The organism is Clostridium sp. KNHs205 (assembly GCF_000702945.1).
GTDB lineage: Bacteria > Bacillota > Clostridia > Lachnospirales > Lachnospiraceae > Anaerocolumna.
Genome location: NZ_JNLE01000003.1, coordinates 3,283,514 through 3,309,306, shown reverse-complemented (window position 1 = coordinate 3,309,306; position 25,793 = coordinate 3,283,514). Strand labels below are relative to the sequence as shown.

The 25,793-nt window shown below is 37.9% G+C and carries 22 protein-coding genes; 8 read left to right on the top strand and 14 right to left on the bottom strand.

Annotated elements, in window-relative coordinates; all coding sequences use genetic code 11:
• Positions 1–41 precede the first annotated feature (41 nt).
• The 7 genes from nifB to nifH form a co-directional block, all read right to left on the bottom strand.
• Complete coding sequence (nifB, locus tag BR73_RS26795; protein WP_035297512.1) at positions 42–2,975, bottom strand: nitrogenase cofactor biosynthesis protein NifB; 2,934 nt, start codon at positions 2,973–2,975, stop codon at positions 42–44.
• A 75-nt stretch (positions 2,976–3,050) separates the two neighbouring features.
• Positions 3,051–4,394 (bottom strand): nitrogenase iron-molybdenum cofactor biosynthesis protein NifE, encoded by a 1,344-nt coding sequence (gene nifE, locus BR73_RS0113685; RefSeq protein ID WP_033165986.1) that lies wholly within the window; start codon positions 4,392–4,394, stop codon positions 3,051–3,053.
• A 210-nt stretch (positions 4,395–4,604) separates the two neighbouring features.
• Entirely contained in the window at positions 4,605–5,969 is a 1,365-nt protein-coding gene (locus tag BR73_RS0113680) for a nitrogenase component 1 (RefSeq protein ID WP_033165985.1), read from the bottom strand.
• Between the two features lie 2 nt (positions 5,970–5,971).
• Complete coding sequence (gene nifD, locus BR73_RS0113675) at positions 5,972–7,561, bottom strand: nitrogenase molybdenum-iron protein alpha chain (protein ID WP_197032666.1); 1,590 nt, start codon at positions 7,559–7,561, stop codon at positions 5,972–5,974.
• A gap of 15 nt (positions 7,562–7,576) precedes the next feature.
• Positions 7,577–7,960, bottom strand: coding sequence for a P-II family nitrogen regulator (locus tag BR73_RS0113670; RefSeq protein ID WP_033167432.1), 384 nt, complete (start codon positions 7,958–7,960; stop codon positions 7,577–7,579).
• Between the two features lie 46 nt (positions 7,961–8,006).
• Positions 8,007–8,333, bottom strand: coding sequence for a P-II family nitrogen regulator (locus BR73_RS0113665; protein ID WP_033165984.1), 327 nt, complete (start codon positions 8,331–8,333; stop codon positions 8,007–8,009).
• Positions 8,334–8,350: 17 nt separating this feature from the next.
• Complete coding sequence (nifH, locus tag BR73_RS0113660) at positions 8,351–9,172, bottom strand: nitrogenase iron protein (protein ID WP_033165983.1); 822 nt, start codon at positions 9,170–9,172, stop codon at positions 8,351–8,353.
• A 467-nt stretch (positions 9,173–9,639) separates the two neighbouring features.
• Between nifH and BR73_RS0113655 the strand changes: the two genes are divergently transcribed.
• On the top strand, positions 9,640–10,629 hold the full coding sequence (locus BR73_RS0113655) for a calcium/sodium antiporter (RefSeq protein WP_033165982.1): 990 nt from the start codon (positions 9,640–9,642) through the stop codon (positions 10,627–10,629).
• 37 nt (positions 10,630–10,666) lie between these two features.
• A complete protein-coding gene (locus BR73_RS0113650; RefSeq protein ID WP_033165981.1) occupies positions 10,667–11,329 on the top strand; it encodes a CPBP family intramembrane glutamic endopeptidase in 663 nt (220 codons plus the stop codon).
• 172 nt (positions 11,330–11,501) lie between these two features.
• On the opposite strand, the gene BR73_RS0113645 is transcribed toward BR73_RS0113650, so the two are convergent.
• Together BR73_RS0113645 and BR73_RS0113640 are read right to left on the bottom strand one after the other, a co-directional pair.
• A complete protein-coding gene (locus BR73_RS0113645; protein ID WP_033165980.1) occupies positions 11,502–13,208 on the bottom strand; it encodes an ammonium transporter in 1,707 nt (568 codons plus the stop codon).
• A gap of 264 nt (positions 13,209–13,472) precedes the next feature.
• Positions 13,473–14,018, bottom strand: a complete 546-nt coding sequence (locus BR73_RS0113640) for a glutathione peroxidase (RefSeq protein ID WP_033165979.1) — start codon at positions 14,016–14,018, stop codon at positions 13,473–13,475.
• 271 nt (positions 14,019–14,289) lie between these two features.
• Between BR73_RS0113640 and BR73_RS0113635 the strand changes: the two genes are divergently transcribed.
• Both BR73_RS0113635 and BR73_RS0113630 read left to right on the top strand, forming a co-directional pair.
• Positions 14,290–14,724, top strand: a complete 435-nt coding sequence (locus BR73_RS0113635; RefSeq protein ID WP_347463467.1) for a MarR family transcriptional regulator — start codon at positions 14,290–14,292, stop codon at positions 14,722–14,724.
• 288 nt (positions 14,725–15,012) lie between these two features.
• Positions 15,013–15,873 (top strand): LysM peptidoglycan-binding domain-containing protein, encoded by an 861-nt coding sequence (locus BR73_RS0113630; RefSeq protein ID WP_033167430.1) that lies wholly within the window; start codon positions 15,013–15,015, stop codon positions 15,871–15,873.
• 136 nt (positions 15,874–16,009) lie between these two features.
• Here the strand turns inward: BR73_RS0113630 and BR73_RS0113625 are convergent, their stop codons facing one another.
• The gene (locus BR73_RS0113625) at positions 16,010–17,293 is read right to left on the bottom strand and encodes a LysM peptidoglycan-binding domain-containing protein (protein ID WP_033165978.1); all 1,284 of its coding nucleotides are present in this window, start codon (positions 17,291–17,293) and stop codon (positions 16,010–16,012) included.
• Between the two features lie 293 nt (positions 17,294–17,586).
• Here BR73_RS0113625 and BR73_RS0113620 point away from each other — a divergent pair, with 293 nt between their 5' ends.
• On the top strand, positions 17,587–18,714 hold the full coding sequence (locus BR73_RS0113620) for a hypothetical protein (protein ID WP_033165977.1): 1,128 nt from the start codon (positions 17,587–17,589) through the stop codon (positions 18,712–18,714).
• A gap of 3 nt (positions 18,715–18,717) precedes the next feature.
• Positions 18,718–19,134, top strand: coding sequence for a hypothetical protein (locus BR73_RS0113615; RefSeq protein ID WP_033165976.1), 417 nt, complete (start codon positions 18,718–18,720; stop codon positions 19,132–19,134).
• Positions 19,135–19,250: 116 nt separating this feature from the next.
• On the opposite strand, the gene BR73_RS0113610 is transcribed toward BR73_RS0113615, so the two are convergent.
• Positions 19,251–19,475 carry a hypothetical protein gene (locus tag BR73_RS0113610; RefSeq protein ID WP_033165975.1) on the bottom strand — a complete coding sequence of 75 codons (225 nt, stop codon included), beginning with the start codon at positions 19,473–19,475 and terminating at the stop codon, positions 19,251–19,253.
• 392 nt (positions 19,476–19,867) lie between these two features.
• Between BR73_RS0113610 and BR73_RS0113605 the strand changes: the two genes are divergently transcribed.
• Together BR73_RS0113605 and BR73_RS28335 are read left to right on the top strand one after the other, a co-directional pair.
• Positions 19,868–21,454, top strand: a complete 1,587-nt coding sequence (locus BR73_RS0113605; RefSeq protein ID WP_033165974.1) for a recombinase family protein — start codon at positions 19,868–19,870, stop codon at positions 21,452–21,454.
• Between the two features lie 130 nt (positions 21,455–21,584).
• Positions 21,585–23,011 (top strand): IS3 family transposase gene (locus tag BR73_RS28335; protein WP_242860624.1). Its coding sequence is split into 2 segments (ribosomal slippage): positions 21,585–22,110 and positions 22,110–23,011, totalling 1,428 coding nucleotides; the frame shifts between segments, so codons are not numbered across the junction.
• A 193-nt stretch (positions 23,012–23,204) separates the two neighbouring features.
• On the opposite strand, the gene BR73_RS0113590 is transcribed toward BR73_RS28335, so the two are convergent.
• The 3 genes from BR73_RS0113590 to BR73_RS0113580 all read right to left on the bottom strand — a co-directional run bounded on the left by BR73_RS0113590 (position 23,205) and on the right by BR73_RS0113580 (position 25,721).
• A complete protein-coding gene (locus tag BR73_RS0113590) occupies positions 23,205–24,206 on the bottom strand; it encodes an aminopeptidase (protein ID WP_033165973.1) in 1,002 nt (333 codons plus the stop codon).
• A 277-nt stretch (positions 24,207–24,483) separates the two neighbouring features.
• Positions 24,484–24,765 carry a CPBP family intramembrane glutamic endopeptidase gene (locus BR73_RS0113585; RefSeq protein WP_197032665.1) on the bottom strand — a complete coding sequence of 94 codons (282 nt, stop codon included), beginning with the start codon at positions 24,763–24,765 and terminating at the stop codon, positions 24,484–24,486.
• Positions 24,766–24,920: 155 nt separating this feature from the next.
• A complete protein-coding gene (locus BR73_RS0113580; protein WP_033165972.1) occupies positions 24,921–25,721 on the bottom strand; it encodes a nitroreductase family protein in 801 nt (266 codons plus the stop codon).
• Positions 25,722–25,793: the final 72 nt, after the last annotated feature.

Here is a 25,793-nt window from a genome sequence, read left to right as displayed (position 1 = left end):
GGCAGCCAGGCTTTCTTTGCAAGTTATACTTTCCGGTTCGGTTATACTGATAATTTACATTCAATAACTGCCTTTATAACAGAATCTTCAATTCTGTCATAGGTAGTAAGTACATGAATACCTTTTTCCTTTAATTTTGATTTGGGTGATTCACCTATACGCATGGCTACAACTGCTATACAGTCGGAAATAGTCTTTAAGATAGAGGTAATCTTATCCTCCTTCTCATCGCAATCCAGCGCACCATTACAATATTTCTCCACTACCCGTCTTTCTTTAAACTGAGCAATACCATTTTTATATTCAAAGATATAGAATTCCGATACCTGACCGAAATGCTGGTCAACCAGAACACCACTTTTTGTTGCTACTGCAACATAGATGTGCTTGTTTCTTTCCTGTTGTTCTTCGGTCTGTTCGTGTGTTTTCTCTTGTTTTAGCGTTTCTTGATGGTCGTATAGTTCCTGCCGGTCAGGTAGTTCCTGTCCTTCGAGTAGTTCCTGCCGGTCAACCTGTTCCTGGATTTTATATAGTACTTGGATTTCCTGCTGTTCGGATAATTTCGGTTGCTTGCGTACTCCCTGCTGCTTGTGTGTTTCTTCTTTTTCCTCCGGTGCTCCCTTCCCATGACAGGCATTAAACTCAATGGAACGGTCTTCCCCCAAAGCACCGATTGCATCTGCCCTGCATTGTTTGCAATGATACATCTGCTTCATGGTCTCACCGCATTTCTTTCTCATTGCCATGATTTCCTGATTGTTTACTAACGGTAATTTCTCGAAAACACTTCCTTCTACCGGAATCAGCTGCATAATATTTGTGATTGTTGCTCCAAGGTCTTTTACCTTACGCACCACTTCCGGTATATGTTCATCATTTACTCCCTTTATCATAACAATATTAACCTTACAGACAATTCCCCTTGAAGCCAGCATCTTAATCCCTGCCATCTGGTTGGACATCAGAATAGCTGCTGCGGTTTCCCCGAAATAAGAATTTCCCATATAGTTCACATGGCGGTAGATTTTAGCACCAATCTTTGGGTCCACGGCATTCATCGTTACGGTAATATGGGATACCCCCAAAGCAATTAATTCTTCTGCATATTGAGGTAACATGAGTCCATTGGTGGAAAGACAGAAAGTAACGGCTTTATCTTCCTGTCTGATTAATGTCAGTGTACGCTTTGTTTCCTCAAAATTAGCCAGAGCATCACCCGGACCTGCAATACCGATTACCGAGAGCTTTGGAACCTTTTTCTTAACATACAGGTATTTCTCATAGGCTTCTTCCGGGTTTAGTACCTGTGTTGTAACCCCCGGCCTGCTTTCATTGGGACAGTCATACTTCCTTACACAATAGTTGCAGCTGATATTACATTTCGGAGCAATAGGAAGATGCATTCTGGCATAATCATGAGCTCCGCAATTAAAACAAGGATGTGTCTTACTCTTCTCTTCGGGTGTTCGTTCTGTTGCTTCTGCCGCAACTTTTATTTTTTCGTTTATATTTGCTGCTTTTGTCCAGACATTCTGATTCTCATTCTGCAGCTTCTCAGACTGGTTCTTTTTATCTTCCATCTCCACCCCATTCTGTAAACCCTCTTTGAAATATTTTACATAGAGTTCTTTACGAAATCCGGTTTCCTTACCTGCTAATATTACGTTGGATATGTCATCAAGAAAGGTAAGCGCACCATTATAGCCTATAGTCCTTAGTCTTTGACCGCCCACTCTGTCATGAATCGGAAAGCTTCTTCTGACAAGATCAATCTTTAGATTTTCAGAAATCCTTCTGCCATCTGAATTACCAATCAGGACATTTACCTTCAATTCCCGCGCCTTCTCCTCGATGGTCTTAAAATCCGTATCACTGAGAATTTCAAAATCCTCAACAAAATAACGATCAGCAACCTCTTTAATTTCTTCCGTAAGCTTAGGTATTATAGAAGGACATTTGGAGCCGGTAGCAACCAGAATAGGTAAAATTCCGTTTTCAACACAAAGCCTTACGGCAGAGTACACAAAATCAGGTTCACCATAAACAGCTGCTCTGGCTTCCCCGTTATATTTATGGGCATCAATCATGGCATCCAGGAATCTGCCTCTTTCTTTTTTTATCTTTTCAGGAATCTCCTTTCCTGACAGTTTTGACAATAAGCGAATAAGGGTATCGTTATCTCTTAAACTGACAGGCATATTGCATTTCTCATAGGGTACCTGATACTTCTCAAACAGGTATTCGGCAACAGAGGGATTCTCTTCCGTAAAGGAGGAGATCTCTATGGTAAAGACTGCACCTCCCATTTTCCGTATATCTCTTATATCTGTTCCTTTAGAAGGCAGCTTTTCATATTCCGGCTGATATACTCCGTCCAGATTCTCGGATAAATCCGGTAACAGTATATATTCCAGGGAAAAGCTCTCCAAAAGTTCTTTCAGATATCTGGTGTCTCCCGGAGATAAGGGAGCAGTTATAACATTGATCTTATTATTTTTGTTTTCATCCATCTGAACCTGGCTTACAATACTGTACAGGGCTTTCATATAACCTTCAAATTGTGTTCCGGCATAACCGGCTGAAGGTATGGAGATAATCTCCACCTCCTTTGCTTCCGGGTTCTCTCTGTAGAACTTATCAATAATACGGTCAATATCCTCTCCTATTGTTTCTGCCAGACAGGTAGTTTCTACTGCAATCACCTCGGGTTTGTAAATAGTAATAAGGTTTTTCAGTCCCTTTAACAAGTTCTGTTCTCCGCCGTATACAGTTCCTTCCTCTGTTAAAGAAGAGGAAGCAATATCTACCGGTTCATTATAATGGGTTGCCATATGTCTTCTGATATAAGTACTGCAGCCCTGTGAGCCATGAAGGATGGACATGCATTTTTTTATACCGTAACAGGCAGTAACAGCTCCCATGGGCATACACATCTTACATGGGTTTACATTTAGATTAACTAGATTTCCTCTCATTTCCTTGCTCCTTTCTGAGCAAATGCTCCCTTTAGAGCAAATTCCCTTCACTCTGTAATTTGTCTTCAAGGAATTTTATATTTCAGCCTGTATATATTTCCAAACCGGATTATTCATACTGCTGTTTATTTCTTTAGTAAAATTAATAACTCCGTCAAATCCGCATAATGGATGTTTCCGTTCATGGTTATGGTCGCAGAAAGCAATCCCAAGCTTATAGGCCAGGGGGCGCTCTTTTACTCCTCCTACCAGAATATCTGCTCCTTTTTCCTTCATGAATTTCTCAAGTTCTGCCGGTGTTGCATCATCAAGAATAACCGTATTCTCTCCTACCAGGCTCTCAATCACTTCATAATCATCCTTCTTGCCGGTCTGAGTACCCACTACTACACTCTCCATTCCCATGGATTGAAATTGCCGGATCAAGGAAATAGCCTTAAAACCACCCCCTACATAAATAGCAGCTTTTTTGCCTTCAAGATTCTTTCGGTACTGTTTCAGGAAACCCTGTAATTTCTCCGTTTCAGCCTGTGTAAAGTCAATTGCCTTCTGCCTGGCCTCACTATCCCCGAGTGCTTCAGCTATTCGTATGAGAGAACTGGTCGTATCTTCAATACCAAAGAAACTCACCTTGATATAAGGGATATTCATTTCTTCTTCCATACGGTTTGCCAGATAGGTACTGGAACCGGCACACTGTACGATATTTAACTGGGCAGCCGGTGCTTCAATAAGTGTTTCGTAGCTTGAATCACCGGTAAAGGTCGATACCACAGGAATCCCGATTTTATTTAGATAATCCTTGATTATCCACATTTCACCAGCCAGGTTGAAATCCCCCAGGATATTGACACCTTTTCTTTTCTTGGGGTTATGACAGGATATCAGCTCCATAATTGCATTACAGGCCATTTTATAACCCACAGATTTATTTCCGGAAAAACCAGGAGATTTCACCGGTATTACCCGCATATCATATTTTTCTGACATGGCCTTACATACTGCATTCACGTCATCGCCGATTACACCTACAATACAGGTAGCATATACAAATATCAGTTTTGGATGATGCTTTTCTGCTATTTCCTCAATTGCCAGAGTAAGTCTTTTCTCACCGCCGAAAATAATATCCGGTTCTCTTAAATCTGTAGAAAAACTGTTACGGTAGAGTTCCTCACCACTGGATAAACTTCCTCTGATATCCCAGGTATAGCTGGCGCAGCCGATAGGGCCATGGACGATATGAAAAGCATCTGTTATGGGGTTTAATACGACTCTTGCACCGCAATAGACACAGGCTCTCTGGCTGACGGAGCCGGACACACTGTTGGCATCACATTTCATGCCATTTCCACCGCAGCCATCCTTCTTCTCATAGATAAAATCTTTTCTGTCATCTAAAACATTGGCATTCTCCATAGACCCGCTCCTTTCTATACAATTTCTATAAATAAACAAAGCTCCCGTATAATGACAGCTGTGTCACAATTACGGGAGTTTCATATAACTATAATTTGATAGTAGAATGTGTTTGTAACCTATCTGGTATTATCTGGCATCATTAAACAGTCAGAAGGTACAATAGTTTTCAGATATGCCCTATTCTTAGAAAATAGAAACTGATCTAAATTACATAACCATTTCAAAATCTTCTTCCAGGCTGTCTCTATCCTGTCTGTCCATAAGAGCATTGGTTATCAGTTCTGCCAGTCTCATACCTCCCTTATAACCTACCAAAGGCATATAAGAATGCACATATCTGTCAATAATCGGAAAACCCGCTCTTATAAAAGGAATATCCTCTGCTCTGGCAATATGTTTTCCGTGGGTGCCTCCTATGAGCAGATCCACACCTTCATTTTTGATCCACTGGTGCAGCTCATATAAGTCTCCATAAGCTTTAGCCTGACAATCCTTCATGCCGTATTTTTCAAACAGGCTTTTCACTTCGTTTTCAAAAGCTTCACCAGGTGTACCGGTCAGTACGTATTTTGGTATCATACCCATTTCCAGAACAAATTCTGTAAGTCCTATAACCGTATCCGGATCGCCGTAGATGGCAACCTTCTTATTATAGGTGTAGGGATGGATATCAATTAAGATATCAACCAGCTGGCCTCTCTCTTCTTCCAGTTCATAGGGCACTTCTGCTTTTGAAATGGACTGAAGAGCCATTACAAAGTTGTCGGTCTGTGTAATTCCAATAGGCATGGAGAGTAATTTATAAGGAACGTCACACTTCTTCTGCAATGTCTGACCACCCCATTCACTGGAAAATTTACCGATGGCCAGAGTCTGGTCACAATCACCCAGTTCAATAATCTCCTCTACCGTAGTTCCGCCTTTGGGATACATTTCAAACTTACCGGTCATAGGACTGTCCATTACGCCACTGGTATCCGGCAGCATCGTAAAGGGTACTTTCATCTGCTTTGCAAGCTTTTTCATCTCTCTCATATCACCAGGATTTACAAAACCGGGAATAAGTGCTGTCTTGCCGTTGCTTTTACCGGTTTTAACCGATAAATAGCTGATGAAGCTTCCTACCATGTTGGAGAATCCTGTTACATGGGAACCTTTATAACTGGGGGTGTTGGTGTGGACAATGAACTTTCCTTCCGGAATATCAATGCTTTTAATGATTTCATTTAAGTCATCACCAATAGTCTCAGATAAACAGGTGGTATGCACTGCGATTATTTTCGGATTATAAATTTCAAATATGTTCTTTGCCGCGGTTCTTAAGTTACTGCCGCCGCCGAATACGGAGGCTCCTTCCGTAAAGGAACTGGAGGCTGCCATTGCAGGGTCCTTAAAATGTCTTGTTAAGAACATTCGGTGGAAGGCACAGCATCCCTGGGAACCATGACTGTGAGGGAGACATTCATGGACACCAAGTGCCGCATACATTGCACCTACCGGCTGACAGGTCTTAGCAGGATTCACTCTTAAGGCGGTTCTTTCATAGGGTTCTTTCTTTGTGTAATCAAGCATTTTTATTCACCTCCTAAGGTTCCTTCCAGGATGGGAGCAGTTTTCCAGGGAGCCTTTACAAAACTCCAGGCCGGGGTATAAATCCCCATAGTTACGTCTCTGGCAAAGTTCACAGCTCCTCGAAAACCTGCATAGGGACCGCTATAATCGTAGGAATGCAGCTGTCTTGAGAGGATACCGTTTTTTTGTGCTATAAATTTATCTTTGATACCGGAGAAAAAAATGTCCGGTTTCAATACTTTCAAGAATTCTTCTGTCTCATAATGATTCAGGTCATCCACCATATAGGTTCCATCGGGCATATCCTTTACAAGCCCGCCATAGTAGTCTATGAGCTTTTCTTCTTTCAGTTTACCTATTTCTTCTTCTGAAAGATATAGATGATATTTCTCCTTATCCGGTTCAACGGTTATGGATTCAATGTTCTTGCTGTCTGCATCGGGTTTAATAAAGGGAAGGACTTCTCTTCCTTCGTATTCATCCCTGTGCCCGAACTCATAACCTGCAAGGACAGTATTCACACCAAGATCATGAAGGAGGAATTGATAATGATGAGATCTGGAACCGCCTACATAGATCGCCGCCGTCTTGCCCTTTAACTTGCTCTTGTAATATGCCATATCATCATGAATAAGTCCGATTTCATCAGCAATTACTTCTTCTGTCTTTTTGGTAAGTTCCGCATCATTGAAGTATTTTGCAATATTCCTCAGGGTTTCCATGGTTCCCTTTACCCCTATGAAATTTACCTTCATCCAGGGTGTACCATATTTCTCTTCAATCATTTCTGCAATATAGTTAATGGAACGGTGGCACTGCACCAGACTTAAATTTGCAAGATGTGCATTCTTTAAATCCTCCATACTGCTGTCACCGGTAAAGGTGGAGACTATTTCATAACCGATTCTCTTAAGGATTCTCTCTGTCTCCCAACCGTCACCACCAATGTTGTATTCGCCTAAGAGATTAACCGAGAATTTATTCTTGATCTGTCTGTCACCTTCGCCAATTACAAAACGCATGATCTGATTGTTTGCAATATGATGGCCTGCTGACTGGCTGACGCCTTTATAACCTTCACAACTGTAGGCAATACACTTGATACCGTATTCCGTCTCCGCCCATCTTGCAACTGCATGGATATCATCACCAATAAGACCTACGGGGCAGGTTGAACAGATAAATATAGTGGAAGGATGAAACAGATCCACCGCTTCTGTAATTGACTGTTTCAACTTCTTTTCACCGCCGAATACGATATCCGGTTCCTGCATATCAGTTGAAAAGCTGTACTGCAGAAAATTATCGATGCCTTCTTCTTTCTTTCCTTTATGACGCCTTGTACCCCATGCATAATAGGAACAGCCGATAGGCCCGTGTACTATCTGAAGAGCGTCCTTGATAGGGCCTAAAACTACACCTTTACAGCCCGCATAACAGCAGCCGCGTTGAGTGATAATTCCTGGTATGGTACGAACATTCGCTGCAATCTGATTATCATTTTCATTGTTTCCTATGTCTACCATATGTTCTTTACGATTCTTGTAAACACGTGAATTATACTGATCCAATACTTTTTCCAATGCACTCACTTAAGGCCACCTCCTTTAATAAGCTTCTGTTGTTGATTCCCCATTACGAACCTGATAATTCTCATGTATGGGTAATACAAATATCTTGCCGTCACCCGGATGTCCGCTGGAATTCACTTCCATAATAGCCTCTACCACTTTGCTTACATCCCCATCCTCAACTACGATGGTAAATACTCTTTTAGGTATCAGCCTTGTAGCTTCGGTTAAATGCTCTCCGGAAGGATCAAGGGGAAGTTCACCATTTTCTACAATCGTAGTTAGAAGATTCATGTCAATTAGCTTTTTTCCTCTACCCAATACCTTTCTGCAGGTGAAAGCAGGTATTCCGGCCGTAGCCAACGCTTCCTTTGTCAAATTGACCTTGTTCTGTCTGACAATCGCCATTACTTCCTTCATCACAACTCCCATCTGTGCGCCTTTGGCACACTGCCTCTTTCTTATCCTACAGACCTTTTTTCTTGGTACTGATGGTATATGCCTCTTCTACCGGACTGATAAATATCCTGCCATCACCAAAATGTCCGGTTTCTCCGGTTCTGGCATATTTCATGATAATCTTTACTACATCATCCTTATCTGCATCTTCCACTACAATCAACAGCATTTCTTTTGGTATTTCATCGTAGAAGATTTCACCGACTTTAACACCCTTTTGTTTTCCTCTGCCATATACGTCCATTTTTGTTACAGCGGGATAACCGGCTGATAACAATTCAGATAATACAACCCCAACTTTCTCAGGTCTGATAATAGCTCTTACTAATAACATCACGCCACCTCCTAGTCTTATACATCCATTAATCCATGCTCCATTAAGAGTTCCTCCAACCTGTCTATTGACAGGGGTTTGGGTATAACAAACATATCATTTCCATCTATTTTACGAGCCAGTTCTCTGTATTCATCTGCCTGAGGTACTTCAGGACTATAATCAATTACTGTCTTTTTATTAATTTCAGCTCTTTGTACCGCATTGTCACGAGGTACGAAATGAATCATCTGAGTTCCAAGTTCTTTTGCTATTGCAGATACCAGCTCTGCCTCTCCGTCTACTTTTCTGGAATTGCAGATTAATCCGCCTAAACGAACACCACCGGTATTCGCATATTTCATGATACCTTTTGAAATATTGTTGGCTGCGTATAAAGCCATCATTTCACCGGAACATACGATATAAATTTCCTGTGCTTTTCCTTCACGAATCGGCATTGCAAAACCACCGCATACAACGTCTCCTAATACATCGTAGAATACATAGTCCAGGTCATCGGTATAAGCTCCCAGCTGTTCCAGCAGATTAATAGAAGTAATGATACCACGTCCGGCACAGCCAACTCCGGGTTCCGGACCGCCGGATTCAACACCTTTGATACCTGCAAAACCTTTTTTTAGAATATAGTCAAGATCGATGTCTTCTCCTTCTTCTCTCAACGTATCGAGTACTGTTTTTTGTGCCAATCCGCCAAGGACCAATCTTGTTGAATCAGCTTTTGGATCACAGCCTACTATCATGATCTTCTTTCCCATTTCTCCTAAACCGGCTGTTAAGTTCTGGGTTGTTGTTGACTTACCGATTCCGCCTTTACCGTAAATTGCGACCTGTCTCATACTTAAATCCTCCTTAAAGAAAATTACTGTCAATAGTAAAAGACGCCATTACTTTCGTAATGACGTCTCTGTCTGATAGAGTGCATGCAATTTCTATTGAGGTGATTTTATCATTTAAACCGGTAGGTTTTCAATGCACCGATTTGTCAATCATTTCTAACATAATACTATTTTTTTTGCACAGTTTCAACTAGCAATTTTCAAAACTTATAAAATAAATTATTACTACAGCGGAAATTAGTGATAATGCAGTAGGAATTCATTTTATTCTTGACATTTACAAAACTATTGAATATAATAATCATGATTTTCCGGTTGAGCATTATTTGCTTAAGGTTTTGAGCTTTAGGGTGGAGAGCTTGTATTAGCTTTCCACCCTTTTTATGTATTTTAATTTATATTATACGTTAGAGCAGTAAATTTTCAAGTACATCTCAGCAAATATAATAAAGAAAAGGGTGGTTTTTATGCAATTTATTTTACTTATCATAGGTTTGGTATTAATTCTTAAAAGTGCAGATATTCTTATCGACTCTTCTGCAAAAATAGCACGTAAATACGGAATTTCTTCTTTTATTATCGGTATTACGGTAGTTGCTTTTGGAACCAGTGCACCAGAACTTGTTGTTGGAATTCTCTCAGGTATACGTGGTACAAACCAATTGACACTTGGCAATGTCATAGGGAGTTCATTATCTAATCTTGCTTTGATTGCTGGTCTGTCCTCAATGATTCTGGCACTTATAATAAAGGATTCTCTGGTAAAGAAGGAACTTCCCATGCTACTTCTAACTGAGATTGTTCTTTTGGTTATGATGCTAAGTAGCAATACTATGAAAAGATTTTATGGTATCCTTTTGTTATGTGGATTTATAATGTTTATGTTATATGTTATTCTAGATGCAAAAAAATCCATTCCTGCTACATTTGACGTCGAAGGAGATTTGGATACAGATAATGATGGCAATGGTCTTAACAATCAAATAACACATAAGAAAGAGAAAAGTTTATTTCTGCTATATGTATTAACCTTCCTTTCACTTGGAGGTTTAATTATAGGTGGTAAACTTACAGTAGACAGCAGTACACTGATAGCAGCCAGATTCGGATTAAGCCAGACCCTGATCGGTATAACCATTGTATCACTGGCTACAACCATGCCCGAGTTAGTAACCAGTATTATGGCTGTGATCAAAAAAGAACCAGATATCGTTATAGGAAACTGCATCGGCAGCAACCTATTTAATATACTTTTTGTACTTGGTGTATCTACCACAATATCACCAATTTCAATTGAAAAATCCTTATGGATTGATTTGATTATTACCATATTATTGACCCTTTATATTTTTGTCGTATCCGTTATTCGAAAAAAAATAAATAGGTTTGATGGCATACTGCTTTTTATTACGTACCTTGGCTTTATGACATATAAAATAATTTCAGTCATTTTTTAGCACGAACCAATTCACTAAAGCATTATAAAGGAGATCTATGTTAAATAAAAATAAGAATGAATATATTTTAATTAGTGCCGCTCCGATTCTTTGTATTGCAATGCTGATATTAATGCCGCTTCTAACCGTTAGAATTGGCAAGACAACCGGATTTATTATAGGATTTTGTATTTATTGGTTTATCTTTTGCCTTCCCCTCTCTTTATATTGTTCTAATGGATTAGGCAAGTTAAAAGAAATCTATACTCAAAAATCAAATATAACAGCTGTAATTAGATATATATTATATTTTTTAGCATTTATGCCATGCATTGCCACCTTTTTTGCAGTATTTAAAAAGGTGGCTCCAATAGCGGGCTTTAAAGTTTTATTTATTGCATTGGTATTTGCATTAATCAATGGAACTTTTGAAGAAATGTTTTGGCGTGGAATTTATAATAAGATTTTTAATAATAACATTTTTTTAGCCTACATATTTCCAGCATTATTTTTTGGAATTTGGCATATAGCATTGTACCTGGCACAGGGAATAATATATCAAGGTGGATTTGCTTCATTAGTTGGTGGTTCTATTTTCATGGGATTATTATGGGGATGGGTTGCTTATAAAACAAAATCTATTAAAGTTGTAACTGCAGCACATATAATAACCAATTTTTTTGCTTTTACCGGTCTGATTTATCAAAACTGGTTCAGCTAATTCAAACCGTTTTCATAAGGCTGACTGGACATCATTTTCATCTTGGTATTCATCCATGGTTAATAGAGTCCCATGTACATCAATATACACAAAGTTATTGTGTATTTCACTTTAAATTAGTAAGGAGCTGCAGACGCAACTGCAGCTCCTTACTAATTCTAATCTTCAACTTCTAATCTTCATCCTGTAACGCAGCAAATCCAGTCTCACCTGTTCTTACCTTTATGACATCTTCAACATCATAAACGAATATCTTACCATCACCGATATTTCCGGTATAAAGAGCTTTTCTTGCTTCATTAACTACAGTTTCTACTGGCACCTTACTTACAACTATTTCCACCTTAATCTTTGGAAGTAAGTTCATATCCATTGGAACTCCACGATAAAATTCTGTTGAACCTTTCTGAATGCCACATCCAAGAACATTGGTGACAGTCATACCTGTTACTTCAATTGCATTCATAGCTTTCTTTAAATCTTCAAACTTACTTTGTTTTGCTATTATTATGATTTGAGTAAGTTTTCGTTTATCTTCTGATACAGTATAACCGGTAGTAGATACCTTAACGGCCTGTGTTATTGGCACTGTTCCTAAAGGTGCTATAACTTCACCGCTACCTGTAAAAACATCAGGAGAAGGCATAAAGTCTGCATATGCGCTGGTTAAACCATGTTCCTTGATATCAAGTCCCAGAATCTCTTCTTCTTTTGAAACTCTAAGTCCTACAATTGTTTTTATTAAATAAAAAGTAATAACCATTGTAACAGTAACCCATGCAGCCACTGAAACAACACCGATAAACTGTGTTAATAACAATTTCACTCCACCACCATAAAAGAGGCCATCTTCCTGAGCAAAAAGGCCAACAGCAATGGTACCGAAAGCACCGCATAAACCATGAACACCTATCGCACCGACAGGATCATCAATCTTTAGAACTTTATCAATAAATTCAATACCGAACACCACAACAAATCCTGCAAGAATACCAATTACAGCTGCTCCCAAAGGTGTCACCAGGTCACATCCAGCTGTAATAGCCACAAGTCCCGCTAAAGAACCATTCAAGGTCATAGAAACATCCGGTTTCTTATAACGAATCCAGGTAATACACATTACTGTGACAGTCGCAACAGCCGCAGCCATATTTGTTGTTACAAATATACTTCCCATTGCTAAGATTGCATCGTCCCCAGTTGCAGACACTGTTGATCCGCCGTTAAACCCAAACCAACAGAACCAGAGGATAAAAACTCCTAATGCACCTAAAGTTAAGCTGTGTCCTGGTATAGCTTTAGGTTTTCCATTCTTATCATATTTACCGATTCTAGGTCCTAATATTTTAGCTCCGACTAAAGCTGCAACACCACCAACCATATGAACAGCAGTGGAACCTGCAAAATCATGAAATCCTTGTTGAGCCAGCCAGCCGCCACCCCAAATCCAGTGTCCTGAAACAGGATATACAAAAGCACTGATAACCATACTGTATATGCAATAGGAAGAGAATTTCGTTCGCTCTGCCATTGCACCTGATACAATTGTTGCCGCTGTTGCACAAAAAACTGTTTGAAAAATTAGAAATGCCATTAAAGGAACACCACTGGGTAAAATTGAACTATAATCCCCCTTAACCATTGGGTCAAAACCACCGACAAATAACCCAGAGCCGCCAAACATGATACCAAATCCAAGCAGCCAGTAAATTGGAGTACCAAGACTAAAGTCCATCAAGTTCTTCATTATGATATTACCTGCATTTTTTGCTCTTGTAAATCCTGTTTCTACCATTGCAAAACCTGCTTGCATAAAGAACACCAAAGCAGCAGCTACCAATACCCAGATTGTATTGGATGATGAATATAAACCTTCCATAATTCCCTCCTTAATAAAAAAAACGCCAATTAAGTATTACTTAATCTGCGTCTCTGCAAAAATATTTGTTTGGCTACTATAACTGTTTTATTCCTTCTAATGCGAGCAATATTCACTCCCTTCGACTAAAATAAAAAGGCTGCAGATATTCATCTGCAGCACCTTTGCTTATTTATATTAATAAAGTATATTAAAAACATATACCAATGTCAATATTTTCTTTGAAAATTTTTATTTCTTCTTTTACACTATTATAATCCGTAATTAGAGCAACTCACGAACCTTTTCATCTACGATTCCAAGATTATCCGTAGGCTCAAATCTGGCAACCACTTTACCCTCCCGGTCAACCAGGAATTTAGTAAAGTTCCACTTAATGCTTGGCTTTTTAGCAAAATCAGAATCTGCTTTTCCTAACATCTCATTCAAAACAGAGGTAAGCTCATGACCTTCATCAAAGCCATTAAACCCTTTCTGCTCAACCAGGTATTTATAGAGAGGATGAGCATTTTCACCATTTACCTCAACTTTAGAAAACATCGGAAATGTTATTCCAAACTTTGCATCACAGAAACTATGAATTTCTTCATTGGAACCAGGTGCCTGTGCACCAAACTGATTACATGGAAAATCAAGTATTTCAAATCCCTGATTTTTGTATTTCTCATACAAATCCTGTAATTCATCATACTGGGGTGTAAAACCACATTTGGTTGCTGTATTTACAATCAGCAGCACCTTTCCTTTGTATTCATCCAGTCCTACTTCTTCGTCCTTGTAATTGTTTACCTTAAAATCATATACAGCCATAAAATTTTCCTCCTTTATTAGTAAATTAAACTGTTACATTTCATTTATCTCTATTTAATTGTACAAAATATATATGTCTTTGTCAATACTTACTATTGACATTTTATACGATTTTTATTACTATTAAATTGCACAAAATTAACTTTACTTGTAACTGACAGCAGTTATGCACCGCATCACTCAGCTGTAAAGAAAGAAAGGAAAAGCCATGAACAATCAAAATGATATGGGTACCCAGTCCCAGGGCAAAGAACTTCTACCGGGAGAAGAGATGCTACGGCTTGACAACCAGCTTTGTTTTGCCCTGTATGTCTGCTCCAAGGAAATTATAAAAAAATACAAACCTATTCTGGAACCGCTTGGGCTGACTTATACCGGATATATAACCATGCTGGCTCTCTGGGAAGAGGATGGTCTGACCGTAAAAGAACTGGGCAATAAATTATATCTGGATTCAGGAACCCTTACACCTTTGCTTAAAAAGCTGGAGGCACAGGATTATATCACCAGAATCAGAAGTTCCAATGACGAACGTAATGTTGTAATTACATTGACAGATAAGGGACAGAACTTAAAATCTCAGGCTATACAGGTACCTCATGATCTTATCTGCTCTGTTAAATTTGATATGGATACTATTACAAATACACTTGGCAGTTTACATGGAATTATGGAATTGCTGACACAGGAAGAAGAAGGATTGTAAATCTATTTTTACAATTAGATATGATTGAATTAAGAAATATAAAAACCCGGTCATTTAAGTACTAATGTTGTTTCTTAAACAATAGTACTTAATGACCGGGTTTTTAGCATTGATTATAAACAAACGAATGATGCAGCCGTTTAGTTTACAAAACACCTTCAGAGCTTTCATAAACTAGCCGCTTAGCCACTTTTTTATTGAAAGCAGGTGAAATATACCATTTTATTCACACACCCGTAATACCTGCATAAACTGATTATAAAATCGAATTACAGGAGCCCCTGTCTTATGACAATTTATGTCGTTAAATCGGGTGATACCATTTCTTCCATAGCTGCACAGTTCGATGTTACACCGACAAGGATTATAACAGATAATCAACTTACCAATGCCAATAATTTACTTGTTGGCCAGAGTCTGGTTATCCAGTTTACCGAAGTGACTCATACAGTTGTGGAAGGTGATACTCTCTTTGGTATAGCACAACAATATGATGTAACGCCTACCAGAATCCTGCAGAACAATCCCTGGATTGCCGATACAGAGTCTCTCATCCCAGGGACGACAATTGTTATCGCATTCCGCCGTGACGAGAACTTCGGGGATATTGTAATAAATGGCTACGCTTATCCTTTTATCGATCGGACAGTCTTACGCAAAACTCTCCCCTTTCTCACTTACCTTTCTCTATTCAACTACGGCTTCACTCCCGAAGGAGAATTAATTCCCATTGATGACAGTGAACTCATACAAATAGCCAGGGATTATAATGTCGCACCCCTTATGGTATTAGCCCCCATGGATGAAACCGGTAATTTCAATACTGAAATTGCACACAATATGTTCATTAATCCAGAAGGTCAGGCCAGACTTATTGATAATATACTTGCCACTATTCAAGAGAAAAACTACAGTGGGTTAGATATCGATTTTGAATTTATACAGCCTGAAGATAAAGAAGGATTTATTAATTTTATTGCTGCTGTACATGCAAAATTAGAACCTTTAGGTTATATTGTAACAGTTGCCTTAGCACCTAAGACTTCCGGAGATCAGCCCGGTTTGTTATATCAGGCTCATGATTATCCCCGTATTGGCGCAATTGCGGATAAGGTATTATTAATGACTTATGAATGGGGCTATACATAATTCCATCCAAGTCATATGTAGATTCCACTAATCATCATGACAGTTTCTTTTGTTAACTTGTCCCGCTTATCTACGCTGATTAAATGATATCTGAGCTAAAATTCATTTAACAGATTATTAATCAGCCGGATAAACATTAATCCAATTGAAATTTAAGTATATTAAATTGTGAATTTATGACTAACCATAGCTGAGGATTATAAATAGTTATATTCCAAATACCTGCACCTTGGAGACTATATTTGACTACTAAATCAAGTAGTGCATTTACACTTCTGGCATCTATAAACCAGACGATGTGTTGTACATTATCTCTACTGTATCTGTAAAAGGGGGTTTGAGATGTCTCATCGAACTCAATTATTGCACCATATATGTCAGCCAAATTTATAGCTCCGTCATAGGAAAGAACATTTACATTTGATAACCCTGGCAAAAAAGGTAATTCCCAATCGTAACCAATAGTGGGGATGCCAATAATTATTTTATCAGGTGGTATAAAAGCATTGACATAATTTAAAAATACATCTAGATTTTGTATCGAACTAATTGGTGCTGGTGGATTTACATTTGTCGCCCATTGATAATTCATAAAAATAATGTTCTGTGAAAGTTGATCTAATAAAGAATAATCTACTCTTTCAAAATTAACATTTTCACCTGTATTACTAAGATTAGGGTCAATTGTTACAAATACCAGAAACCCCTCACTATTCAAACGTTCAGTAATAAGTGTAAAAAAGGAATTATAATAAATTATATTCGTTACATTGATATATTGAAAGGATATATTGACTCCTTTATAACCTTTTTCTTTTATAATCCTTAATAGATTCTGAATATACTCTGTTTGAAAATTTATGTTTAATAATAATTCATATTCAATTGTTATATTTGCCTTGCCGACAATGGTTAATGTGGTTAATAATAAAAGCGGAATAACTCCATATGCTTTTGTAATTTCAATGATCTGTGAATCATCATAATAAGATATTATTTCACCTTCGTTTGTCGCAGTATAATTAACAATTGAGAGATAGGTAAGGTATGGCAGAGTCTTTCTCAATATATTCCTGTCAATATTGGGATTGGTATTGCCATGAATCGTGATATCTCCTTTTCTATTATAACTAATAATTAAAACCTCGCCTGGATAAATGTATTCTCTATCGGAAAGGAAGGGGTTATTCATTAGTAATTGCATGATAGTTACATTAAATGAATCCGCAATACTGACTAAACTATCTCCTTCTTTAACTGTATAAACGACTTCAGGAACAGCTATAACAAGTGCTTGACCTATAACAAGGTTATAGGTATTTTCTAAACCATTATCTCTGATTAGCATATCTTCTGTTATACCATAACTATCAGCTATCATCTGTAAAGTTTCACCCTGCTGTACAACATGTATTTCCATAGAAACCTCAAACATTCATTTCTATTAAATATATGACAGATTGTGAAATAAAATCCATTACATTACGTATGATGGTTTTGATTTTCCCAAAAGAAGAAAACGACAGCTTATAAATATATAATATGGACACAAATGTCTATTTACTATTTCAATAGTCGTTCTATAATATAATTGTATTGTGCTTCTCCGGAGAAGTTCATTTTTTAAACGACAGCCTGCTGGAATTCACATTATTCGTAACATCAGCTATAACTGCTGAAAAACAATAACAAGTGTAAAATAAGGAGGTTCCAATGAAGTTCAAAAGATTATTATCAAGTTTATTAATTGTCGCTCTGATGACGGCTTTATTTATTCCAGGAACAACAGCACGTGCTGAAGAAATGATATCTGCAGTTTCAGGACTTGATGAACTGGATATCATGATTTCTGCAAACTCAGCTCTAAGATCCCCTTATCTGGAAGACTGTATTCTGGATAAATCATCTACGCTTAAGGAAATCGTTGAATTGTATAATACACAAGGTGAAATTGTAGCATTCTATACCTCCTTTTCACCTAAGGGATATTCCGTTATAAATAACAATCCCGAGAACCCTACAGCAATCGAATTCGGTGATGGAGATAACCAGTTCATTCGCGAAATTCTTAATACCTCTCCTACTTCCCGTATAATCTATAACAGCCCTGTTGACGTTTATACAGCTTCTGCATACAGAATTAATTCTGTTGAAGATGTCGATGATCTTTACACAAACTATCCGGAACTAAATGCTGCCAATGAATCCGTAAAGGCACTGCATGAAAAGCAAAGAGAGACTATACTGAAGCAAATAACTGTATCAAATGAAAAAGTAACTATATTTGGCGGAAGCTATGGTTTTATTGACTGGGATAGCATGCCATCCGGTTCTTATACTTCAGGTTATATACCATTTGGAGGAACCAGTTGGTGTACTACAGGTGAAAATTCAGATATTGCTAATAATCACTGCGGTGCAACTGCTGCAACTAATATTGCCTTATATTATGCTAACAGAGGGTATACTAATCTTAAGAAGAATAACAGCAAACGTGATACATTTGTAGCAGTTCATGATATTATAGGTGATGGACCTGTTATGATGATTGCCGGAGGGACAAAGGATTATTTCAGCAGCAGAGGCTATACTCTTAAATACAGCAGTGTAGGTACCTTCTCCGGTATCAAGAGTGCTACTTCAAATAATCGTCCCTGTGGTATCTTATTAGCAAATGGAATTGTTGACTGGCATTGGATTGTATCTACCGGATGGAGGGAGTATACAACTGGCGGAAAATATATTAGAATAGTAGATGGTTGGTCTGATTATGCAAATAATTTCTATTTGATTAATGACAGCGCACTTTGGATATCTGCAACAGAGTATTGGATAGGTTGATAAATGAAAGTAGAAAATAATTTAGTTAAACAAATATTAATAGGCGGAATCTTAATACTTCCTTTTATAGTCTTATATGTTATTTCCCAGGGCTTTCTTAAAGATTATTATCTTTTTGATTGGACTGCCAGTCATGGATATTTATTTATCTGGTTGTTGGTATTTTTATTTGTATTTCTTAAGAAATATTTGATGGCTGCAGCTATATCTCTCGGAAATATTATTGGTATTATTATTGGGCAATTTCTTGGCGATTTTATTCGTTCCGAAAATGTTAAAACTGTTACTGAGAGTATGACAGGTGAAGAAAAGTATCGATTACAGCACCATTATGGTTTTGAGATTTGGCTGATATGCATTTTTATTGTAATCATTTTTGTATTATTCCTTCAATATTTCATTCGAAGAAATCAGAAATAACTATTTTAGAAATTCATATACTCAAAAAAGGCTGCCTTTTGGCAGCCTTTTTTGAGTCTCATATAATTCCATTTTACTATCCTAAAGGTCCTGTTCCTCCGTACCAACATGGACGATCAATTTTTTGGATTGAATGTTGTGACTGTGGTAAAATCCTTAACTTCTGGTTCATTAGCGTTCTCAGCTTCCATCGCAAGTCTTCTATACTTTGCAGCCAGGAATCTGGATGCTTTCACATTGAACTCCTTCATTATTTTGCTACTCTCTTCCGGACTTCTTATGTAATCATCATGGATAAGAACTTTAGCACCTCTTATATTTAGTTCTTTAACTACTGCCATCCCTGATCTCCTATGTCTGTCTGGTATATGGTATGCTGTATCCTTTGTACTAAATTCTTGTGTATATTCCATTTTTCTTCATTCCTGCAATAAACAATCTACAAAGATTTTTTCTTAAAGTATAACAAATATAGAATCTTATATTTAATGAAATAAAAAATACTTGATAGAAACAATTAAACTGTTTAGCTAAAATAATATTGTCCTCTAAAGGCAGTATTATTTTAATGAGCATAGTCTGACACAATACTTTATATAATACGTAATATCCCAGTATATTTTTATTGCAACTCTTAATGTGTCAGGCAGAAATACATAGGCTTTGGAAAGCGCTTGAGATTGAAAGAAAGCCTTGATTGCCAGTGTACAGTTGCCATAATTAAGGAGTGCTTATGGAAGAATACGCAGCCTACTTAAGAAAGTCACGAGCGGATCTGGAAGCAGAAGCACATGGTGAAGGCGATACCCTCCTTCGCCATGAAAAGACTCTTCTCGAGCTGGCCAGAAAGAAAAATATACAGCTGACTACAATCTACCGTGAAATCGTATCCGGAGAAACCATTGCAGCAAGACCTAAGATGCAACAACTTCTGCAGGAAGTCGAGCAGGGCAAATGGTCAGGTGTTCTTGTAATGGAGGTGGAACGTCTGGCAAGAGGTGATACCATTGACCAGGGTATCGTAGCCCAGGCCTTTAAATACTCCAACACCAAAATCATTACTCCCATGAAGCTCTATGATCCTGGCAATGAATTTGATGAGGAATACTTCGAATTCGGACTTTTCATGTCCCGAAGAGAGTTCAAGACCATCAACCGCCGTATCCAGAGAGGTCGAGTAGCCTCTGCCAAGGAAGGTAAATTTCTTGGTGCAACTGCACCTTACGGCTATAACAGAACCAAACTGCATAATGATAAGGGTTACAGTCTGACGGTTAACGAAGAACAGGCAAGGGTAGTCCGCTTAATCTACAATTTGTACGTTCACGGTGAAGAGCTACCTGATGGAAAGAGTGTCAAACTTGGGTGTACCAGAATAGCAAAGAAGCTGGACGCCATGGGGTTAAAGCCTTTCAATCAGCAGCACTGGGCTAAGACTTCTATTCAAGATATCTTAAAGAATCCTGCTTATGCCGGTCTCATTCGGTGGTCCTACCGTAAGCAGGTTAAGCAAATAGTAGATAACACAGTTAAAATTAAGGAATACCGGGATAATAACCCCATTTTAGTTGAAGGTTTACACGAAGCAATTATTGACAAACATACCTGGAACAAAGCACAGCAGATAATGACCGGTCGTTTCAAGCCACCCTTAAAAGGTGATGCAACGCTTAAGAATCCTCTTACAGGTATCGTACATTGCTCAAAATGCGGCGGTCTTATGACTCGTCTTGGTCCTAATAAACACAATATTTACTCTTCTCTTAAATGTACCACACCATATTGTGATAATATCTCCTCCCCCCTTGATCTGGTGGAGGAAGTTATCCTTGAATCCTTAGAGGTGTGGCTGAAGAGATACAAATTTCAAATGGAGAATTACGAACTAGGTGAGCCTTACGAGAAATCTGTTGCAGATAAAGAAGCTATCCTAAAAGAATTATCTAATCAGATAACGAAATTAAATAGCCAGCTTGATATGACCTTTGAATTTCTGGAACAAGGTGTTTATACCATTGAAGTATTTCACCAACGCAGACAGAAATTAACGGAACAGATAAACACTCTGGAAGAATGTAAGATTAACTTATCCAAAGAGCTTAACGGAATGAACCAGAGGCAAATACTATGCAATGGCCTTATACCAAGAATAGAGCATGTAATCGAAGTTTATTACGATATTGATGTTATGTCTGAAAGAAATGAACTGCTTAAGAATATTCTGGAGAAGGTTACGTATTTGAAACTTGAACCTAATAAAAGGGGACAGAGAAATAATGCAAATTTTACCATTGAATTATATCCTAAAATTCTGATTTAGCTATCTTTACCGCAAATTACTTAATAAATTTTACATCGTGTAATAACAATGTGTTAAAAAAGGCTATTCCTATTGAACCGACCCCCAAAAGTTAGACCAAAAATCAAACGATTGGGAGGTCGGTTTTTTCATGGCAAAACATAGCTTTGAATTCAAGAAAAAAATTGTAACGGAGTATTTGGAAGGAAATGGAGGTACCCCTTATCTTTCAAACAAATATGGGCTAGGATCCAACACACAGCTACGTAAGTGGATTAGCGCATATCATGAATACGGTGATGAAGGATTAATGCGCTCCAGAAAAAATCAAACATATTCTTTTGAATTTAAACTTCATGTGGTAGAGTTGTATTTATCAAGTGAAGTCTCTTTTCAGGAGTTAACCTTATCACAAGGAATTAATAATCCAGCACTTCCTGCCAAATGGGTAAATGATTTCAGAATTGCTGGACCTGATGCTCTGAGACCTAAGAAGAAAGGTCGTAAGAAATCGTTGGATTCAAATAATAAGAAAAAACAAGTACAGTCTGTACCAGACATTCCCCCTGTAGATACAAGCGCTGAGCATGTAAAACAGCTTGAAGATGAATTATTAAAATTACGAATAGAGAATGCCTATTTAAAAGAATTGAGGAGGCTGCGTTTAGAGGAGGAAGCTCTTCAGAAAAAACAGCGAGAATCATCCACAGCCTCCGAGGAGATTTCAAATTAAAAGATATTCTCGAAGTTGTTGGATTTTCAAAAGCAACTTACATGTACTGGCAAAAAAGAAGATTTGACAAAGTTAATCCTAGTAAAGAACTTGAAGAAAAAATCATGGAAATCCATTCGTTTCATAAAGACTTTGGTTACAGACGTATGCTAGGGGAGCTTCGCAGACAAGGATACTCTGTGAACAAGAAGCGTGTTCAACGGATTATGCAGAAACTATCCTTACAAGTTACATCTTTTACCAGAAAAAGCCGCAAGTATAGTTCCTATAAAGGTAAAGTAGGTAAGATGGCTCCGAATCGATTGCGCAGACGCTTTGATACAAAAATCCCACATCAAAAAATCACAACAGACACTACTGAGTTCAAATATTATGATGTGGATTCTAAAGGTCGTATGATTATCAAAAAGTTGTATTTAGATCCATTTATGGATTTGTGTAATAGAGAAATTATAAGCTATGGTGTATCTCCAACACCATCTGCTAAAAATATAATGGATGCTATGAATGCTGCGATAGAAATCACATCGGATTGTCCATATCGTAGAACATTTCATTCAGATCAAGGCTGGGGTTATCAGATGAAGGTATATGTTAACACATTACAAGAACATCGAATCTTTCAAAGTATGTCCAGAAAAGGAAATTGCCATGATAATTCAGTTATGGAAAACTTCTTTGGAATAATGAAACAGGAAATGTATTATGGAGTAGTTTATTACAATTATGACGAGCTTAAAGGAGCGATAGATAACTATATAGAGTATTACAACAAGCAACGAATAAAAGAGAAACTAGGATGGATGAGTCCTGTTGAATACAGACTCAGCCTCTTGGCAGCATAAAAGAAAAATGCGAAGTGGAAAATCCACTTCGCAATAAAGTCTAACTTTTAGGGGTCACATCATATTATCTGTGAAGGAACAGCCTTTTTAATGTAGAATTATTCCTTTACCTTCCGTCTTGCCCCCCAATGCCCCAGAAAGACTAATTACAACAGGTATATAAATATTATCTATAAAATCTGCAAATGAATCCCTAAAAAAGTATGTGACATTCCACCGTAGCAGTACCCACAAAGTCCATATGCAGCCTCGCACTGTTATTGCCGCCAAACATCGTGTTGTCTCCGATGGCTATATGAAATGTATCGCACATTTTCTCGTCTAATACGGTGTAGCCGCATAAATCCGTAATATTCTCATTACAGCCGAAGCCCAGTTCACAAACTACTCTTCCGTTATCGGGAAGTTCAGACAGGAATAAATTGATTTCTTCCTTGTTGCTGGTTATCACCTGTCCTTTTTCTACCGTAAGTACCACATCCTGAAATATCCCAACACCACTTAACCAGAACTTCTCAAACCAGACCGTTCCTTCGCTTAGTTCTTCAATTGGTGCAATAGCTACTTCACCGCAAGGCCAGTCACCATCTCCGCAATCAGCTATCCATTCTCTTCCTTCAGTGACCAAAGTCAGGGAGCAATCCTTACCGGTATGCAGTGTGATACGGCTGGCTTTTTCATATTCTGCAATCTTATTGCTGCACACAATACGTAATTTATCGTAATCGATATCAAATGCTCTTTCCATTCGCTGTATAAAATCCTCCGGAGCCATATCCGTTTCTTCTGCATTTTCAACAGTTGGAATACGAATCTGTGCAAATCGTTTCTTATTACTTAGTGCCTTAAATATACTGCTCATATGCTGCCTGTAGGTGGTCATTTGTTCTTCACCAATATCATAATTCAATACTACAGGACGATAAGCAAAGATATCAAGCACCGCATCTACCTGATCAAAGATAGAATAATATTTTTCAGGTATACTTCCCCGCTGCAATATACCGAAGATGTCCCTGTTCTTTGTTCTTGCTTGCTGCAGCGGTAAGGTAAAGGCTCCTGCACTTGCAACAGCTGTACAAAAGTCATGCATAAGCTGCAGGTTATTATCTTCTCCCCAGTAATGAACAAGAATAAGTTCTCCTTTCTCAACACCACTTGCTTTTACTATTTTTTCAATTGTTCTTCTTTCCATGTCTTTCTCCCTCTATTTACAATATTCCTTAATTAGATTCATAAGGATTTTAATGATTAGATGCGCATCTAATTGTTTTTATTATATTCAAGGGGATAGATTATGTCAATATTATTTTTATATATATCTAATTATAATTTTTGTTTTATTTATATCTAAATCACATTGCAATCCAGTTTGTCCTTTTTATAAAAAGCAGCGGCTCTAACTTTATTTTCGAAACCTCACTTTGACTAGGATTAATGTTTTAAAACCATTATGTTTCATGAAAATTAATCTATAGCGTTGAATAGTAGAGAAGATTGAGGGCGTTATACATTATATGCACCACGACCCCGGGCCAAATGGAATTCGTCTTAAGGAATAGTATTCCTGTCAGGATACCGACCATGAATGCGTCGAACAGGATGACATTGAATCCATGAACGATGCCGAAGACCGCAGCACTACCGACCACGCCTGCCCAAGCTCCGTAACGGTTCAGCGTATTGGCAATAACACCACGAAATACAAACTCTTCGCCGAGCGGCGTGAGGATTATGTATCTTTCTTTTGACATTCCATTTTTATCTATTCCTTTCACTTTGCTCAAGACACAAAGCATAATGCAAAAATGCTTTTGAGTGCTATCTGCTTTATAATCAATCCTATGTTATTAGCACCCCTGATTTTTTATCAATGTCTTGCATTAAATTATTTGCCCCAAAAGTGTTGCTATTCAATGAATATTGCATCTAACGTATTTCTATTGACTAATCTTTTATACTCATACTTTGGATACCCAACAATTACCGCCGCTACTATCTTTTTCTCTTTGGGAATGCTAAATAAATCTAAAAGGGGTGAATTCTCAATTGATGCGCAATGTTCAAATATTCCAACCCGACAAGAACCCAGTCCTAACCAAGGGGCATACAACTCTAGGTAGGTTAAATAAGAAGTAGCATTATCTCTGGCTTCGAGAAAATTATTATCAGATATTGCAATAATCAAATTAGGAGCACCGCGGAATACTGAATCAACGCCATCTTTCCTGTAATCTGTAATGGCTTCCTCAACTAAATATCTTAATGGCGAAACCTCCAGCATTTGAATAGAGATTTCAGTTGCTCTTTCAAGCAGTTTTCTATTTTGAACAACTACGAAGGATATTCCTTGACTATTTCTAGAGGTTGGTGCAAATCGTGCAAGGTCAATCAATTTAGTCAACTTCTCTTTTGATACCGATTTATCTTTATAATTTCTTATTGAACGACGCGATCTTAAAAACTGTTCTGCTTGCTGTTCATCTATCTTTAAATTGTTTTTTATTTCAACTTGCTCAGCCAAAGGCGTACTTTTGTTGTCTATAGCAGAATTTGGACATATAGCAACACAGTGTCCACAAGCAGTGCATGTAGCTCCTACTCTTTCTTCCGGACCATTCTTCCCGATTTTCAAATAAGATACGGGACATTCTTTAATGCATCGTTCGCATTTTATACATTTTTCCTTATTTATTGTTATTAAGGTCATTTTAATCAAGTCCTCTCAGCTTTTTTTGTATTAGGGAATAATAGGTAAGCAATAAGTTTCCAAACACAAGTT